At 61.8% G+C, this 15,775-nt stretch carries 14 protein-coding genes and 1 pseudogene; 10 read left to right on the plus strand and 5 right to left on the minus strand.

Features of this window, described 5'->3' with window-relative positions:
• Positions 1-144: 144 nt before the first annotated feature.
• The 5 genes and pseudogenes from MUW49_RS19490 to MUW49_RS19510 all read left to right on the plus strand — a co-directional run bounded on the left by MUW49_RS19490 (position 145) and on the right by MUW49_RS19510 (position 5,967).
• Positions 145-3,111 carry a Tn3-like element ISPa38 family transposase gene (locus MUW49_RS19490; RefSeq protein ID WP_244813103.1) on the plus strand — a complete coding sequence of 989 codons (2,967 nt, stop codon included), beginning with the start codon at positions 145-147 and terminating at the stop codon, positions 3,109-3,111.
• A 33-nt stretch (positions 3,112-3,144) separates the two neighbouring features.
• Positions 3,145-3,465, plus strand: a pseudogene (gene trbF, locus MUW49_RS19495) (conjugal transfer protein TrbF); the annotation flags it as partial.
• Positions 3,462-4,511, plus strand: a complete 1,050-nt coding sequence (trbG, locus tag MUW49_RS19500; protein WP_011191356.1) for a P-type conjugative transfer protein TrbG — start codon at positions 3,462-3,464, stop codon at positions 4,509-4,511. The pseudogene trbF and the gene trbG, both read left to right, overlap by 4 nt.
• Positions 4,508-5,728: a TrbI/VirB10 family protein gene (locus MUW49_RS19505; protein ID WP_011191355.1), complete on the plus strand. Its 1,221-nt coding sequence runs from the start codon at positions 4,508-4,510 to the stop codon at positions 5,726-5,728. The genes trbG and MUW49_RS19505 overlap by 4 nt, the downstream gene beginning before the upstream one ends.
• 2 nt (positions 5,729-5,730) lie before the next feature.
• Positions 5,731-5,967: a DUF2274 domain-containing protein gene (locus tag MUW49_RS19510; RefSeq protein WP_026227538.1), complete on the plus strand. Its 237-nt coding sequence runs from the start codon at positions 5,731-5,733 to the stop codon at positions 5,965-5,967.
• On the opposite strand, the gene MUW49_RS19515 is transcribed toward MUW49_RS19510, so the two are convergent.
• Positions 5,964-6,860: a LysR family transcriptional regulator gene (locus MUW49_RS19515; protein WP_011191354.1), complete on the minus strand. Its 897-nt coding sequence runs from the start codon at positions 6,858-6,860 to the stop codon at positions 5,964-5,966. The genes MUW49_RS19510 and MUW49_RS19515 overlap by 4 nt on opposite strands.
• Before the next feature lie 364 nt (positions 6,861-7,224).
• Here MUW49_RS19515 and MUW49_RS19520 point away from each other — a divergent pair, with 364 nt between their 5' ends.
• Together MUW49_RS19520 and MUW49_RS19525 are read left to right on the plus strand one after the other, a co-directional pair.
• Positions 7,225-7,650 carry a MarR family transcriptional regulator gene (locus MUW49_RS19520; RefSeq protein ID WP_223944064.1) on the plus strand — a complete coding sequence of 142 codons (426 nt, stop codon included), beginning with the start codon at positions 7,225-7,227 and terminating at the stop codon, positions 7,648-7,650.
• 26 nt (positions 7,651-7,676) lie between these two features.
• Complete coding sequence (locus tag MUW49_RS19525) at positions 7,677-8,636, plus strand: YeeE/YedE thiosulfate transporter family protein (RefSeq protein WP_004099025.1); 960 nt, start codon at positions 7,677-7,679, stop codon at positions 8,634-8,636.
• A gap of 38 nt (positions 8,637-8,674) precedes the next feature.
• On the opposite strand, the gene MUW49_RS19530 is transcribed toward MUW49_RS19525, so the two are convergent.
• Positions 8,675-9,034 carry a DUF6314 family protein gene (locus MUW49_RS19530; protein ID WP_166479491.1) on the minus strand — a complete coding sequence of 120 codons (360 nt, stop codon included), beginning with the start codon at positions 9,032-9,034 and terminating at the stop codon, positions 8,675-8,677.
• A gap of 290 nt (positions 9,035-9,324) precedes the next feature.
• Between MUW49_RS19530 and MUW49_RS19535 the strand changes: the two genes are divergently transcribed.
• A complete protein-coding gene (locus tag MUW49_RS19535) occupies positions 9,325-9,933 on the plus strand; it encodes a DUF417 family protein (protein WP_244813104.1) in 609 nt (202 codons plus the stop codon).
• 742 nt (positions 9,934-10,675) lie between these two features.
• A complete protein-coding gene (locus MUW49_RS19540; protein ID WP_004099028.1) occupies positions 10,676-11,170 on the plus strand; it encodes a MarR family winged helix-turn-helix transcriptional regulator in 495 nt (164 codons plus the stop codon).
• 396 nt (positions 11,171-11,566) lie between these two features.
• On the opposite strand, the gene MUW49_RS19545 is transcribed toward MUW49_RS19540, so the two are convergent.
• The 3 genes from MUW49_RS19545 to MUW49_RS19555 are packed head-to-tail and all read right to left on the minus strand — an operon-like array spanning position 11,567 to position 14,420.
• Entirely contained in the window at positions 11,567-12,589 is a 1,023-nt protein-coding gene (locus tag MUW49_RS19545; RefSeq protein WP_004099029.1) for a zinc-binding alcohol dehydrogenase family protein, read from the minus strand.
• A 2-nt stretch (positions 12,590-12,591) separates the two neighbouring features.
• Complete coding sequence (gene msrA, locus MUW49_RS19550) at positions 12,592-13,155, minus strand: peptide-methionine (S)-S-oxide reductase MsrA (protein WP_011191350.1); 564 nt, start codon at positions 13,153-13,155, stop codon at positions 12,592-12,594.
• A 32-nt stretch (positions 13,156-13,187) separates the two neighbouring features.
• The gene (locus MUW49_RS19555) at positions 13,188-14,420 is read right to left on the minus strand and encodes an alpha/beta fold hydrolase (RefSeq protein ID WP_130627541.1); all 1,233 of its coding nucleotides are present in this window, start codon (positions 14,418-14,420) and stop codon (positions 13,188-13,190) included.
• 231 nt (positions 14,421-14,651) lie between these two features.
• Here MUW49_RS19555 and MUW49_RS19560 point away from each other — a divergent pair, with 231 nt between their 5' ends.
• The gene (locus MUW49_RS19560; RefSeq protein ID WP_011191349.1) at positions 14,652-15,527 is read left to right on the plus strand and encodes a LysR family transcriptional regulator; all 876 of its coding nucleotides are present in this window, start codon (positions 14,652-14,654) and stop codon (positions 15,525-15,527) included.
• Positions 15,528-15,775: the final 248 nt, after the last annotated feature.

Consider the following 15,775-nt stretch of genomic DNA (forward strand, 5'->3'; position numbering starts at 1 on the left):
CTTCTGATATTGAACTGTCAGGAGCTGGCTGCACAACAGCCATTACGCCCAATCAACTGGTGCAGTCGTCTTCTGAAAATGACACGCGCCGGTTGCCTTGGCGGGCTTGTCACAAACCTACGTTTTCAAGAAGAAGGAAACCGCATGCCCCGCCGTTCGATCCTCTCCGCCGCCGAGCGCGAAAGCCTGCTGGCGTTGCCGGACACCAAGGATGAGTTGATCCGTCACTACACGTTCAGCGAAAGCGACCTCTCCATCATCCGGCAGCGGCGCGGCCCGGCCAATCGGCTGGGCTTCGCGGTGCAGCTCTGCTACCTGCGCTTTCCCGGCGTCATCCTTGGCGCTGATGAGCCACCGTTCCCGCCATTGCTGAGACTGGTCGCCAACCAGCTCAAGGTCGGCATCGAAAGCTGGGACGAGTACGGGCAGCGTGAGCAGACCCGACGCGAGCACCTGGTCGAGCTGCAAACGGTGTTCGGCTTCCAGCCGTTCACGATTGGCCACTACCGGCAGGCTGTCCAGTTGCTGACCGAGCTGGCCATGCAAACCGACAAGGGCATCGTGCTGGCCAGAGCCTTGATCGAGCACCTGCGGCGGCAGTCGGTCATTGTGCCCGCCCTCAACGCCGTCGAGCGGGCGAGCGCCGAAGCGATTACCCGCGCCAACCGGCGTCTCTACGACGCCTTGGCTGAGCCGCTGACGGACGTGCATCGCCGTCGCCTCGACGATCTGCTCAAGCGCCGCGACAACGGCAAGACGACGTGGCTGGCCTGGCTGCGGCAATCCCCGGTCAAACCGAACTCGCGGCACATGCTGGAACACATCGAACGCCTCAAGGCGTGGCAGGCGCTCGACCTGCCCTCCGGCATCGAGCGGCTGGTTCACCAGAACCGGCTGCTCAAGATCGCCCGCGAGGGCGGCCAGATGACGCCCGCCGACCTGGCGAAGTTCGAGCCGCAGCGGCGTTACGCGACCCTGGTGGCGCTCGCCATCGAGGGCATGGCCACCGTCACCGACGAAATCATCGACCTGCATGACCGCATCCTGGGCAAGCTGTTCAATGCCGCCAAGAACAAGCATCAGCAGCAGTTCCAGGCATCCGGCAAGGCGATCAATGCCAAGGTGCGGCTGTTCGGGCGCATCGGCCAGGCGCTGATCGAGGCCAAGCAAGCGGGCCGCGATCCGTTCGCCGCCATCGAGGCCGTCATGTCCTGGGATGCTTTCGCCGAGAGCGTCACCGAAGCGCAGCGGCTCGCGCAACCCGAGGACTTCGATTTCCTGCACCGCATCGGCGAGAGCTACGCCACGCTGCGCCGCTACGCGCCGGAATTTCTCGACGTGCTCAAGTTGCGGGCCGCGCCCGCCGCCAAGGACGTACTCGACGCCATCGAGGAGCTGCGCAGCATGAACAGCGACAACGCCCGCAAGGTGCCCACCGACGCGCCGACCGAGTTCATCAAGCCGCGCTGGCAGAAGCTGGTGATGACCGACACCGGCATCGACCGGCGCTACTACGAACTGTGCGCGCTGTCGGAGCTGAAGAACGCGCTGCGCTCCGGCGACATCTGGGTGCAAGGCTCGCGCCAGTTCAAGGACTTCGAGGACTACCTGGTGCCGCCCGCGAAATTCGCCAGCCTCAAGCAGGCCAGCGAATTGCCGCTGGCCGTGGCCACCGATTGCGACCAGTACCTGCATGACCGGCTGACGCTGCTGGAAACGCAGCTCGCCACCGTCAACCGCATGGCGCTGGCCAACGAGCTGCCGGACGCCATCATCACGGAGTCGGGCCTGAAGATCACGCCGCTCGATGCGGCGGTGCCCGATACCGCACAGGCCCTGATCGACCAGACGGCGATGATCCTACCGCACGTCAAGATCACCGAATTGCTGCTGGAGGTAGACGAATGGACGGGCTTCACCCGGCACTTCGCCCACCTGAAGTCAGGCGACCTGGCCAAGGACAAAAACCTGTTGCTGACCACGATCCTCGCCGACGCGATCAACCTGGGCCTGACCAAGATGGCGGAATCGTGCCCCGGCACGACCTACGCCAAGCTGGCCTGGCTGCAAGCCTGGCACATCCGCGACGAAACCTACGGGGCGGCACTGGCCGAGCTGGTCAACGCGCAGTTCCGACATCCCTTCGCCGAGCATTGGGGCGACGGCACCACGTCATCGTCGGACGGCCAGAACTTCCGCACCGGCAGCAAGGCCGAGAGCACCGGCCACATCAATCCGAAATACGGCAGCAGCCCAGGGCGGACGTTCTACACCCATATCTCCGACCAGTACGCGCCGTTCCACACCAAGGTCGTGAACGTCGGCGTGCGCGACTCGACCTACGTGCTCGACGGCCTGCTGTATCACGAATCCGACCTGCGGATCGAGGAGCACTACACCGACACGGCAGGGTTCACGGACCACGTCTTCGCGTTGATGCACCTGCTGGGCTTCCGCTTCGCCCCGCGCATTCGTGACCTGGGCGACACCAAGCTCTACATCCCGAAGGGCGATGCCACCTACGAGGCGTTGAAACCGATGATCGGCGGCACGCTCAACATCAAGCACGTCCGCGCCCATTGTGATGAAATCCTGCGGATGGCCACCTCGATCAAGCAGGGCACGGCGACGGCCTCGCTGATGCTCAGGAAGCTTGGCAGCTACCCGCGCCAGAACGGCCTGGCCGTCGCCCTGCGTGAGCTGGGACGCATCGAGCGCACACTGTTCATCCTGGACTGGCTGCAAAGCGTCGAGCTGCGCCGCCGCGTGCATGCCGGGCTGAACAAAGGCGAGGCGCGCAACGCGCTGGCCCGCGCCGTGTTCTTCAACCGCCTGGGGGAAATCCGCGACCGCAGCTTCGAGCAGCAGCGCTACCGGGCCAGCGGCCTCAACCTGGTGACGGCGGCCATCGTGCTATGGAACACGGTCTATCTGGAGCGGGCCGCGAACGCCTTGCGTGGCCACGGTCAAGCCGTCGATGACGGCCTGTTGCAGTACCTGTCGCCGCTCGGCTGGGAGCACATCAACCTGACCGGCGATTACCTCTGGCGCAGCAGCGCCAAGATCGGCGCGGGCAAGTTCAGGCCGCTACGGCCGCTGCAACCGGCTTAGCGTGCTTTATTTTCCGTTTTCTGAGACGACCCCTGGCTGCGCGCCTACGACTTCACGACTGACCGCGGCGCCATGGCGCTCAATGACTACGCCCGCTCCAACGACCCCTTTACACGGGTCGGCCGGCAGCAGGTCGCTGTCGACGTCTCCAGCGTCATCCGCGCGTCCCCGGACAGCTTCCGCGTCGCCTGGGTCGAGCGCCGATACGAAAATGGCCAGCTCGCCGAGACCACGCGCTGGACCGCGATCCTGACGATCGTCGTGCAGATCCCCCGAAACGCCGACCGGCTCAGGGCGAACCCGCTCGGCATCTACGTCAACGCCATCAACTGGTCACGGGAGCTTGGGCAATGAAGCCGTATTTCCGTAAAGCCGGAAACCCGGCTTCACACACACACGTACTCCCGGCTCTCCGTAGAGCCGCATTCCCGGTCGTTCTGCTAGCGGCGACCGCGCTCGCGGGCTGCGCGACCACCAATCCGCCGCCGGAGATTTCCTACGACAATGCGGCTCCGGCGGTGCAGACCGTCGATCCACCCGCGCCGGTCACCGTGGTCGAGCTGCCCCGGCCGCTGCCGCTGCCTGGCCAATTGCAGCGTGTGGAGGAGACGCGGCGTGCCCCGGAGCCTTCTAATCCGACCGCTCGCGTCAACCAGGCAAACGAGGCGGCACGAGTCCAGCCGGTGCGCGACGGCTTCATTAACTCGATGCAGGTCTACCCGTGGACTCAAGGGGCGCTTTATCAAGTCTATACCGCCGTCGGGCAGATCACCGACATCGCGCTCCAACCCGGGGAGCAGCTTGTCGGCGCAGGCCCGGTGGCCGCCGGCGACACAGTGCGCTGGATCATCGGCGACACCGAGAGCGGATCGGGGGCAACGCGCCAGATCCACATCCTAGTAAAGCCCACCCGCGCCGACCTGATGACAAACCTCGTCATCAACACCAACATGCGCACCTATCACATGGAGCTGCGCTCGACAGAGCGCACCTATATGGCGTCGGTCTCATGGCAGTATCCGCAAGACCAGCTCATTGCGCTGCGCCGTCAGAACGCCGAGGCGCAGGCGGCCCAGCCGGTGGCGAGCGGCGTCGATCTCGCGAACGTCAACTTCCGCTATGCGATCGAGGGCGACCGTGCGCCGTGGCGGCCGCTGCGCGCCTTCGACGACGGACGCCAGGTCTTTATCGAGTTTCCGCGCGGCATCGGTCAGGGCGAGATGCCGCCACTCTTCGTCGTCGGCCCCGAGGGCAACACCTCTGAGCTCGTGAACTATCGCGTTCGCGGCCACCACATGATCGTTGATCGTCTGTTCGCGGCTGCCGAACTTCGCTTCGGCTCCGGCCGCGAGCAGAAGCGCGTCAGGATCGTCCGCACAGACGGGAGGCCGACCTCGTGAGCGAGAACCCGCCCCGGATTGAGGAAGTGCCGGACGACGATGCGCAGCCCCTGACCGGCGAGCCGGTCGGGCCTGCGCCGATGCGGCTGCGGGCCGAACCGCCCCGCGTCACCCGGTTGTCGCGGAAGGTTCTCGCCGGCCTCGGTCTTGTCGCCAGCGTCGGGCTCGGAGGTGCGCTGATCTACGCGCTTCAGACCCGCGACGCCGGTCGGCCGAACGACGAACTCTATTCGACCGAGAACCGCTCGACCGCTGACGGACTGGCCGGCCTGCCGCGAGATTACAGTGGCGTGCCACAGCTCGGTCCCCCTCTTCCCGGTGACCTCGGCCGGCCGATCCTTAGTACCCAGGATCGCGGACAGCCGGTGCCCACACCCGGGACGGCCACGCCCAATCCCGGCATCAGCCCGGAAGAGCAGCGCCGCCTTCAGGAAATCGAGACCGCGCGCACCAGCCGTCTCTTCTCCGGATCGGAAAGCCGGGGCACACCCGCTGCTGCGGGAGCTGCCCCAGCGCTCGCGCCGGTGCCGGATTTGGCGAGCATTGGCCTCGCTCCGCCGCCCGCCACGCCCTCGGCGCAGGACCGGCAGAACGCGTTTCTGAACGCCGCGGCCGATCGCAGGACGGTTGCGCCCGATCGCGTCGCTGCGCCAGTATCGCCGAACGTCCTTCAGGCGGGAGCAGTGATATCCGCGGCGCTGATCACCGGCATCCGATCCGATCTACCCGGCCAGATCACCGCGCAGGTCACCGAAAACATCTACGACAGCCCAACCGGCCGTATCTTGCTTGTGCCGCAAGGCACTCGTGTGGTCGGGCAGTACGACAACAACGTGCAGTTCGGCCAGAGCCGAGTCCTGCTCGTCTGGACTCGGCTCGTCTTCCCGAACGGGCGCTCGATCGTTCTCGAGCGCCAGCCTGGTGCTGACGCTGAAGGGTTCGCCGGGCTGCAGGATGGCGTCGATTACCATTGGTGGGATCTGGCCAAGGCTGCGGGATTGTCGACACTGCTGAGCGTCGGCGCCGAACTCGCGGTCGACAACGACGATCAGCTCGTTCAGGCGATCCGGAACGGTGGGCAGGACACCATCAACGACGCAGGGCAGCAGATTGTGAGGCGTCAGCTCAACGTCGCGCCCACGATCACTATTCGGCCCGGATTTCCCGTGCGCGTTCTCGTGACGCGAGACTTGGTACTGGAGCCATATGGAGGGTGATGATGTCGAAGCTTAAGCTAGGCCCCATCGCGGACGACAAGCCGCTTAAGGTACAGGTCGAGCTACCTGCAGCTCTCCACCAGGACCTTGTTGACTACGCCCACCTATTGGGCCGAGAGCAAGGTCAGTCCGCTGTTGACCCAGCTCGGTTAATCGTCCCGATGTTACAACGGTTCATCGCGACAGACCGTGGCTTCGCCAAAGCCAGGCGAACGTTGACGCCGGGGAGCGCCGATTAATCCGTGGTCCCCGCTCTAGAGGGGGTGTCGAAACACTTCAGCAGCAGCGGCAGAGTCGGGTTGTCGTTGTCACTGGAAGAAATTATAGCGGCCGTCGGCGCCCGCGCCGATGGGAGCGGGATCAACGCGATATCCGGCCGGTAGATCACGCTGGTGATGGTCAAGCCGAAGCCCTGTTCGACCATCGTCAGCAGGGTTTCTCGGCTGACTTGTTGGATCGAGAGTTGAACCGCTCCGTCTCCGGCGCCCACCATGCGCCGGAGTATGCCAGCGAGCTCACGCCCAGCGCCATCCGAGCGAACGAGGAAGACTTCGTCACAAACGTCCTCCCACGACAGCTGTGGCCGTGCTGCCAACTCGTGAAGCGGGGACAATGCCACGAACAGATCTGGTTCGCAGAGACGTCGAACTTGGAACTGAGGGCTCTTGCTCGCACTCAGGCTGATTGCTGCGTCCAGTAATCCGCGCTTCACCCCCAAAGTGTTTTCTTCTGAAGTGCCTTCCTCAAGCTTTACCTCGATCGTCGGATGTCTATTTCTGAATGCCGAGAGAATGTTGATGATCGGGCACGCCGGGAACGCTTCAAGCATTCCAAACCTCACGAGCCCGGTCTTGAGTTTCCGCGCGGAGCGGATCTCCGTTGCGGCGTTACGAAGGTAGCGCGCTCCCACCACCGCTTGTTGAAGGAAGCGCTCACCTTCTGGAGTCAGCCCTGCCCCCGCTCGCGTACGCTTGAAGAGAGAAAAGCCAAGTTGGCGCTCAAACAGCTGCACACGTCGGCTGACGGTGGATTGCGATATCGATAGGCGCTCCGCCGCTCGGCGGAAGCTGCCGGCCTCGGCGACCTGAACGGCGTACTTCAGGTATCGGAGATCAAGAGTCAGGTCGGGCATGAGACCCGTCCGATCATACCGGCGGTCTCATCGGCGAACCGCCTGCGCCCGGTGAGCGGCACCCATGCACGTCCACTTTCATCGAGCCCACCCCCGCTAGCGCCTGGGGAACGAGCACGTCCGTTGATCTCAGATGTGGAATCCGAGCTGAGCCCCTCAATGAGCATGACCATGTCCGAATCTGTCATAGATGCATGCGGCGGTCATACATTTTCACACGCTTGAAGTCTATGCGCGAAGCATATATTCTTGCGGTATGGAGCCTGAGGTCGCCAAGTACCATTTAGGTGCACTCGCGTTGGCCGTTGCAGACAGCATCGCCAGTGTCTCGGCCTCGTTTTCACCAAGCGGCCCGGGGACCGCCGTGATCGTGTTACTCAGCATGGAGCCCGGACTGCCGATCAGCGTTTTGGCTACCTCGATCGGGCTTTCTCATGCCGGGACGGTGCGATTGATCGATAGGCTCGAGCGCGAACAGTTGGTGGAACGACGAAGACAAATCACCGACAGGCGGGCGCGCTTCATTCACCTCACCAATTCGGGGAAGAAGATAACGGACGCCTTGCTCAAGGCACGGGAGCAGGTGATCTCCGAATGTATTTCGCCCCTGTCGCCCAATGACCTCGACATTCTAGGCATGCTGTCGGAGCGGCTCCTTGTGGCAAACGGCTTCGACAAAGATGGCTCGGTCAGCCTTTGCCATCTGTGCGGCTACAGCAGGATCGCGCCTTCCCGTGGTAAAGCTAAGCCGGGGCGCTCGCCACGCTGGAACGTCGCATCAGAAGGCTGACGATATGATCAGGCAGGCTTGAAATAATGGGATCGTTTGCGCTCGAACTTCTTCTATGCGTACTTGCCTTCGGGTTCGGATATGCGGCGAACCAAGGCGGAACCTGTTTAGTGGTGGCCGCTCATGAGTTACACAGAAGACAGCCGCCGAAAATGTTCGTCGGATTTCTCGCAGCGTCGGCAGCGGCAGGCCTGGTTGCGGTCCCGATAGTCTGGACGGGAACACTGGGCGCAACACTCGCACCCTCGACCAGCATCAATTTCCTCCTGCTCATCGGCGCCATCGCCTTCGGCCTCGGCGCACTCATTAATGACACATGCCTGCTCGGATCGCTGGCGCGGCTTGGGGATGGGGAGATGCGACTTCTAGCTCTACCCTTGGGATTAACGATTGGTATCTTGGCTGCCGACCATGGCAGGTTCGGCTACGATTCAACATGGCCAAGCTTAATCTCCAAACCGAGCGCAACAGGCCTCGTTACTCTCCTAGCCTTCCTAGTTGTGCTCGTGCTGGCACTCGTTTTCGTTTCCACGAAGAGCGTTCTGCGAACAAAGCCGGGTTGGTCGTTCGGCGCTTCGATGATTGGACTCGGTATCACTGGCGGACTTCTATATGCACTCTCGCCGGCCTGGACCTTCGCAGACGTGATTCAACGCGCCCTTCCTCTCAGAATGTCCCCGGCCGGCGAGGTCGCGCTCACTGCGGTGATCTCTTCGATCGCAGGCGCCCTAACCGCCTCCTTTCGCCAAGGCAATCTGCGTCTCCAACTGCCGACAGCCAATGGCATTCTGCGATCTGTCGTCGGCGGCACATTGATGGGTATCGGCATCGCGCTCATACCCGGCGGGAATGATGGGTTGATCCTCGCAGCGGTTCCGACTCTTTCACCTGGTGGGATAGTCGCCTACCTTCTGATGACGACGACAATCGTCTTCGGATTTGCAGCGCGTGGTAAGTTATTCCGGCGCTGCCTTTCACGGCCATGATAAGGGCAACAGAGGACTTGCCCTCCTGACATGAGCATTTATCCCGACCGGGAATATCGGCTGACTAGCTCGTATGCCTTTGCAGGCCCTTGGACCATGATGACCACTTCAAAGGCCGCCGGCCCCAGAATCCTGTAGGTTGCATGGTAGGTGTCGTCTCCGCAGGCATAGACGCCACTCGCTTCCAACCCGGTATCCGTCCGCGAGAAACTCAAGCTGAGGAACTGCGTCCCGATATGAGGTCCGTCTGCGAACTCGACGACAACACTGTCCTCGCTCAAGCGATAGCGATACTGCCGGCACGCGGAGAATACTCTGCCATCTGCCAGTGAGAGAATGCCGCTCTCTCGATAAGCGAGCGCGCCTTCGCCGATCGCTGCTACGATTTCGGTGGGCATGGTTATCTCGTCCAGGGCCGCGTCCATCCGTACAGGCTGGACGTTTGCCAACGGGCTATAGGCCCACCCGGAGCGCCAGCCCCATCAAGTCAAAATCCCGCAAAGGTCGCGCGTTTGCTGGGTAAAGGCATCGCCGATGAGGATGGCTTCGTGAGGCAGCGAAGCGCGAGCCAGCCGCTCGACATATCTCGCTTATTAGTATATGCGTCGCGCATATACTGCAACGCCTGCCCGAAGCACGTAGACGACGTTCGTGACGTTCCCACGGGACCACTGTTGAGGAATTTTAGATGAGCATTTTCGACCGTTATGAATTTCTTGTCCCCGAGCACGGTCGGAGGGATCTTGGCCTGCTTAGATGGGCTCTCGTGATCGTATTTCTGTGGTTCGGCGCGATGAAGTTCACAGCGTACGAGGCCTATGGTATCGCCCCGTTTATCGAACACAGCCCGATCATGAATTGGCTCGGCATGTTCGGGACGCAGGGGCAAAGCTATTTCATCGGCGTTATCGAGTTATCGACCGGTCTCGTTCTGATCCTTGGTGCATTTCGTCCACTCTTCTCTGCGCTAGGCGCACTAATGTCAGCAGCGACCTATCTGATCACGCTGACCTTTTTCATCACCACTCCAGGTGTCGCGGAGCAGACTGCCGGCGGCTTTCCTGCGATTTCGGCTGCACCAGTGCGTATTCCGGTGAATTTGAACAGTGATTCCGGAATCTGTGAACACCATTTCCGGAAAGTATGCGGCCAGGGATTCTGCGAGCAGAAGCTGAGCTTTGAGGGGAGGCATCTTTTCGACTCACCGAACAAGCCAGCAGCCAAGCGCAGCGCGGCAGTTGTGGATCCAGGTCATTGGAGCATGACGGTTCATCTGACATCAGAGTTCGTGCTCTGAGGTGTCCGGAAATGGTGTACACGCAAGCCGGAATCAGCGTTCATTTTAAACCGGAATAGGTGTTCATTTTCGACCGGAATATGCAACCAGGGCAGTTTCTACTGAAGGACGCAGTTCTGCTAGCGGCGTCCCTCGTGCTGCTGCGTGCTTCGGTCCGCCACAGAGGGGCGCTTGTGCTCTCGTGACTGTGGTCCTCTCGTGACGGCGGGCGTGCAAATCCTGCAGAACCTCCGCGGGGCATGGATGCTCCGTCGCGATATCGAGCCCGGAGGCGCTCAGCTGCATGGCGACGCGGTCTTCGCCCGTTTCGCCGCAATCCCCGACGTCGTGGAGCACGGACTGTTCCTCAATGGGATTGATACAATCGTGATCGCGCGCGGTGACACGATGGAAGTGCGACGCCGGGGGCAAGCTAGGTCTCGCTGATCTGCACCTGCGCGGCCTGGATGACAGCGCTGACGCGGAGTGATTCTCGGGCGCGACCTACGGCGATTCCGAGCGAAAAGGCTTGCCCTATAGCCGCCAGGTATCAACGGTTCCGCGGCCTTAACGAGCCGGACCCGTTTTTTTCGGCGCGCTCGATCAGTCGAAATCCTCCGAAACCCTTCTAAAACAGGACATTTTCCACAAGCCGCGCGGAGGAAGAGGACCACGGTATGGCTTGCTGTCTATGCTCCGCGCACATATAGATGTGGCAATGGATGGACCTCGAGATCGAAACATTTTCGGGGCGTTCGCACTCATGATCAGCGACGACATCGTTCGCGCTAGTTCATCGCGGGCGCCGGAAGCTGGACCCGCCGCCTCAGCGCTGGCGTTGCTCGCGCACAAGCCCGGGCTCTCGATCCGTATGCTTGCGATCGGGGTGGGCCTTTCACATGCTGGAACTGTTCGCCTGGTGGATAGATTGGTAAGCGAGGGATTGATCGAGCGTAGGGAGCATTCGACAGACGGGCGCGCGCGATCCCTCTATCTTACTCCAACTGGCAAGGTCGCGAGCGACGAGGTCCTGGCCTCGCGCGATCAAGTGATTGCCGAAGGGCTATCGATCCTTAATCCAGACGAACTGAAAACCTTATCGGACATCGCTGAACGCGTTCTCCGAAATCGCTTGGAAAACCTCGAGCAGTCATACCGCATCTGCCGCTTGTGCTGCTACGAGGGCTGCACGAACTGCCCCGTCGATGCCGAATTGCATGAGCGAGGTGTGGACCGCGAGAAGAACGACGACGCGTAGGAGACTCGCAATTGCGGCAGCTCAACGCTGCTCAGATGGCGGGGCTTCATAATGTCAGCGAGCCTACCATCAGCCGCATTCTTTTGGCTACGCGTCAAGCCGGCCGATCGGGCATGGCGGTCTCATTCTAATATGTCGGTGATCGCCCCACTTTTAGCCGCTCAATTGATCGGAACGCGGTTTCGGAAGCGGCCGTTCAAACCACTCGCTGCATTCCCATTTCTCTATGTCCGATAGATAGTTTCGGGGAAAAGCAGTCGGGAACAGGTTTCGGGAACGCATGCTCCGGCAGGAGCGCAGCGCGCGTCCCAAACGCGTTTTCCCGGTAGAGCTTCCCAATCGGCAAAGTGCGGGCCACCTCAGACTGCGAACGCGAAAAACCGCCTGGCTGGTCACTCAAGGCAGGGTAACGACGATTTTCGCTGCGGATACACCCGCCTTCAGGGCTTCCAAGGCAGCCTGGAGCATTTCAAGGCCCTGGCCCACGATCTTCGCCGGAGGGGCGGGGACGAACGTGCGCGCCGCGAGAGCCTGCGGCAGGAATTCGCGGTAGATCATTGGACCAACCTCGTCATCCTTGAGGCTCGTCCCGGAGATGTGCGTCGCCTCGACTCCAAATGAACGCTCGTCGGGCGGGGCCAGCGTCGCTGCCACCCGGCGCGAGCCCTCGCATCTCGCAACTACGGCAAAACAGTCTTTCATGTGACCGGTCGCGTGAAGCGTTCCAGCGAGACTGCGCCCGCGCATTGCCTCAATCACGTCTTCCACGATGGCTGGACTCGAGTGGTCAAGAACCTCGCTTGCACCCAGCTCCTTCAACAGGCCGACGTTGCGCGCCGAAGCGGTGGCGACGCACCTGTAGCCCGACGCCACCGCGAGCTGGATGGCGTTGCAGCCAACGCTCGACGATCCACCCCAGACCAGAACGACCTCTGGACGCGCGGTCGGCGAGTGTAACGGTGGCGCGAGAGCCAACTGTGTCCGTCCGTAGAGCCCGCTTGCGGCGGTGCCAAGGCCAAGCGGGAGGACTGCCGCATCAGCGAAGGCAATGTTGTTGGGGATCGGCGCCGCCATGTGGTCCAGCACGATCGTGTGGTGCTGGAACGCACCCTGCGCAGGTTGATTTACGGTTGTCCCGACCGCCTGTCCGATGACTCGATCGCCGACCTTGAACCGCTCGACCGCGCCACCGACCGCCGCGACCTCACCGGAGACGTCGCTGCCGAGAATCGCGGGATAGTCGAGCCATGGCAAAAGCGCGACGTCCTGCAGAATCCAGTCGAGTGGGTTGATCGCGATGGCCGCGTTGCGGATCAATATCTCGTTCGCCGCCAGATGCGGCAGAGCGGTGACACCGATCCTCAGTGGCTGCCCCGGCGCTTTCTGCCAGGCGGCCTGATTAGTCACGGTTTCGGTCATCATCAACTCTTTCTGTCAAGTATTACAGCTGGGCGTTCGTCTGAGCGGTCCAACCGCCAGGTCGGGCGCACGAAGTGGCAGCTATAGCCCCCAGGATAGCGCACCAGGTATTCTTGGTGCTCTGGCTCCGCCTCCCAAAAGGGTTCTTCTGGGTTGATCTCCGACACGACCGGGCCTGGCCAGCTTCCTGATGCCTCGATTTCCGCGATGGTTGTGAGGGCGACTTCCTTCTGCACTTCGGTGGTGTAGAAAATCGCCGATCGATAGCTCGGACCGACATCGCTGCCTTGTTGCTCGTAGGTCGTGGGGTCATGTATCTGGAAGAAGAGTTCCAAGAGCGAGCGATAGGCGAGAACGGAAGGGTCGAAGGTCACTTCCACTGCTTCCGCATGGCCGTAATGTCTCGCGTAGGTCGGATCAGGCATTTCTCCGCCTGTGTAACCGACACGCGTCGAAATGACTCCCCTGGCTCGGCGCAGCAAATCCTCCATGCCCCAGAAGCAGCCGCCTGCGAGAATTGCTCGCTCTGTCGCGGCCGCCCTATTGCCGGTAGGCGATTGGCTCACAGTCCGTTCGCCCTCCTCCGTGTGCGCCACGGTCAAGCCAGCCTCGCGGGATCCGCAGCCTGACTGGCGCTCAAGAGCTCGGTCTGCACGTCCGAACCCCGGATGAGACTCAGATCGACGGGACACCGATCAGCGATCGCGAGGATCCGAGCGCGCTGATCATCACTCAGCGGCCCATCGAGGACAATGGTGCGGGTGAACCGGTCGGGTGGCATCATGTCCGGCACCTTCTCGTGCTGCACGGTCGTGCTCGCCCGTTCGAGCGGAAAGCCCTTGCGGTTCGCATAGAGACGCATCGTCATCACCGTGCAGGCTGCGAGGCCGGCAGATACGAGCTCGTAGGGAGATAGTCCGGTCCCGAGGCCACCGACCGATGCTGGCTCGTCGGCGAACAGAGTGTGCTCGCCGCTGCGGACCTTGAGCTGGAACGTCCCTGCAAGAGTTTCGGTGGCGACGACGCCCTCCGCAACCTCGACCTGCGGAAGATCCGCCGTGAGTGGTGGGAGAAAGCGGCTCGCCCAAACCGCCACCATGGCCGCAGCGTAGTTCGCGTCCGCGACGTCGGTGAGAAGGTGATCCGCGTTGTCGAGCGAGATGAAGCTTTTAGGGTGCCTGGACGCGACGAAGATGCGCGACGCGTGGTCGATGCCGACCACCTGATCCAGCGGAGAGTGCATGACCAGCACCGGCCGTCGCAGGGAGGCAATGGCCTTCTCGACGTCGATCCCCTCAACCGCCTCAAGGAACCCTCGGCGAATGAGGAAGGGCCTACCGGCGATCTCCACCGAGGCCTCGCCCTCGCTCGCGATGGTGTCCAGATCATTCGGTCCGAAGAGCCGCAAGATATGCTGAAGGTCGGCCGGCGCACCAATCGTCGCCACCGCCGCAACGTCAGGCAACTCGGCCGCGGCTACGATCGCAGCGGTGCCACCCAGGCTGTGCCCGACAAGGAGGGAGGGTGACATACCCGCCGCCGCCATCGCCTTTGCGGCAGCCCTAAGGTCCTCGACGTCCGACGCGAAACTCACAGGTTCCCCCGACCCACCGCTGATCCCGGTTCCGGCGAAATCGAACCTCAAGACCCCGATGCCCGCACGCGACAGCGCGCGCGAGATGTAAACGGCGGCGCGACTGTCTTTCCCGCAGGTGAAGCAGTGGGCGAAGATCGCCCAGCCCCGCGGCGTTCCCTCTGGCGGTTCGAGGTGCCCGGACAGCTGAGAGCCAGCTCCACTCGCAAACGTGAATGTTGTTTCTGCCATGTCCATCAAACCTCCAGCTCGCGGCTTGGCGGTTGCGCTCTCAGAACCTTCGACGGAGCTGAGCGGAGCGCACCGCCAACCGGTAATCGTCATCTCAGGCTATCATTTATATGTCTGGCGCATCATATAGACAAGCCCCTATACCATGATTATATGCGCCAAGCATACTTCTGCGACCTGCTTTCCAAAGGCGGTCTCACGGAAGAGGTATCAGTCAGGCGCGTGGGCCAAAGGACTATGGAACTCAATCAAGTCAGCTATTTCATCAACTTGGCCGAGACGCTGAATTTCACAGCGGCCGCTCGCTTGAGCGGTGTGTCACAGCCAAGTCTGACCCGCGCGATCCGCCGCTTGGAAGATGAGCTTGGCGGGCCGCTGATCTATCGCGACGGGAAGAACAGCCGCCTGACTGGCCTTGGCCATGACGTCGAGGCAGAATTCCGGCGCATGGTGGTCGCGATGAAGAGCGTTCGCAATCACTCGGAGCACTGGGCGATGGGGGGGCACCGCGTGCTGGATGTCGCCGTCGCGCCCACCGTCGGACCAAAGGAATTTACGGCATTCTTCGAGAGCGCATTGGCGGAGATGCCATCCATCGAAATCAAGCTGCACTCGCTCCAGTCGAACGAGGACACATCGGAGGTGCTTTCAGGAAAATACCACGCGTGCATCATGCCGCGTGAAACAAGACCGGAACGCAAGCTGGATGTGCATCCTCTATTTCGGGAGCGCTTCGTGCTCGGCTGTTCTGCAAACCATCCCTTGGCTGCCAACGAGATCGTGCGCGGCGAAGACCTGCTCGAGTTTCCTTTCGTCGATCGCCTGAAATGCGAGTTTCGCGATCGGATCCTCGATCACTTCGCGCGACGGGACTTGCTCATGCGACCTCGCTTTCGATCAGATCGCGAGGACTGGGTGCAACGGGTCGTCGCTGACGGCCACGCCATATGCATTCTTCCGGAACGATCGCCGACCGTGCAAGGCCTCGTCACTCGGCCGATCGACGGATTTGTCTTGGAGCGCGAAGTCGTGATCGCGACAGTATCCGGCTCCACGGCAACGGTCGAGATACGGAACATCGCGCAGCTGGCAGCCCGGTATGAGTGGAACTGAATCACGACGTGAAGAGCTTCGGCGCTATGGAAACTATACGCGCAGCGTATTGGATAAATCTGGGGCGCACTGCTATAGTCGGCGCAATGACTGCAAAGATAAACCTGATTACCCATGATTAGCAGTCACCACGAGCTATACTGATCTTACGTACAGTTACTGAGGTGCGAGATCATGGCCAAAAGCAAAGTCCAATTCCAGAAAGGCTACAGCCTGTTTGATTTTTTCAAGGACTATGGCACTGAAGC

Source organism: Aeromonas sp. LsrichE-8G (assembly GCF_022869435.1).
Taxonomy (GTDB): Bacteria; Pseudomonadota; Gammaproteobacteria; order Enterobacterales; family Aeromonadaceae; genus Aeromonas; species Aeromonas caviae.

What these genes read in the sequence shown, in the direction of transcription:
- MUW49_RS19490 (WP_244813103.1), top strand. Translation starts at nt 145, where the DNA reads ATGCCCCGCCGTTCGATCCTCTCCGCCGCCGAGCGCGAAAGCCTGCTG.
- MUW49_RS19515 (WP_011191354.1), bottom strand. Translation starts at nt 6,860, where the DNA reads ATGCCCGACCTGACTCTTGATCTCCGATACCTGAAGTACGCCGTTCAG.
- MUW49_RS19525 (WP_004099025.1), top strand. Translation starts at nt 7,677, where the DNA reads ATGGGATCGTTTGCGCTCGAACTTCTTCTATGCGTACTTGCCTTCGGG.
- MUW49_RS19545 (WP_004099029.1), bottom strand. Translation starts at nt 12,589, where the DNA reads ATGACCGAAACCGTGACTAATCAGGCCGCCTGGCAGAAAGCGCCGGGG.
- MUW49_RS19555 (WP_130627541.1), bottom strand. Translation starts at nt 14,420, where the DNA reads ATGGACATGGCAGAAACAACATTCACGTTTGCGAGTGGAGCTGGCTCT.
- MUW49_RS19540 (WP_004099028.1), top strand. Translation starts at nt 10,676, where the DNA reads ATGATCAGCGACGACATCGTTCGCGCTAGTTCATCGCGGGCGCCGGAA.
- trbG (WP_011191356.1), top strand. Translation starts at nt 3,462, where the DNA reads ATGAAGCCGTATTTCCGTAAAGCCGGAAACCCGGCTTCACACACACAC.
- MUW49_RS19560 (WP_011191349.1), top strand. Translation starts at nt 14,652, where the DNA reads ATGGAACTCAATCAAGTCAGCTATTTCATCAACTTGGCCGAGACGCTG.
- MUW49_RS19535 (WP_244813104.1), top strand. Translation starts at nt 9,325, where the DNA reads ATGAGCATTTTCGACCGTTATGAATTTCTTGTCCCCGAGCACGGTCGG.
- MUW49_RS19510 (WP_026227538.1), top strand. Translation starts at nt 5,731, where the DNA reads ATGTCGAAGCTTAAGCTAGGCCCCATCGCGGACGACAAGCCGCTTAAG.
- MUW49_RS19530 (WP_166479491.1), bottom strand. Translation starts at nt 9,034, where the DNA reads ATGCCCACCGAAATCGTAGCAGCGATCGGCGAAGGCGCGCTCGCTTAT.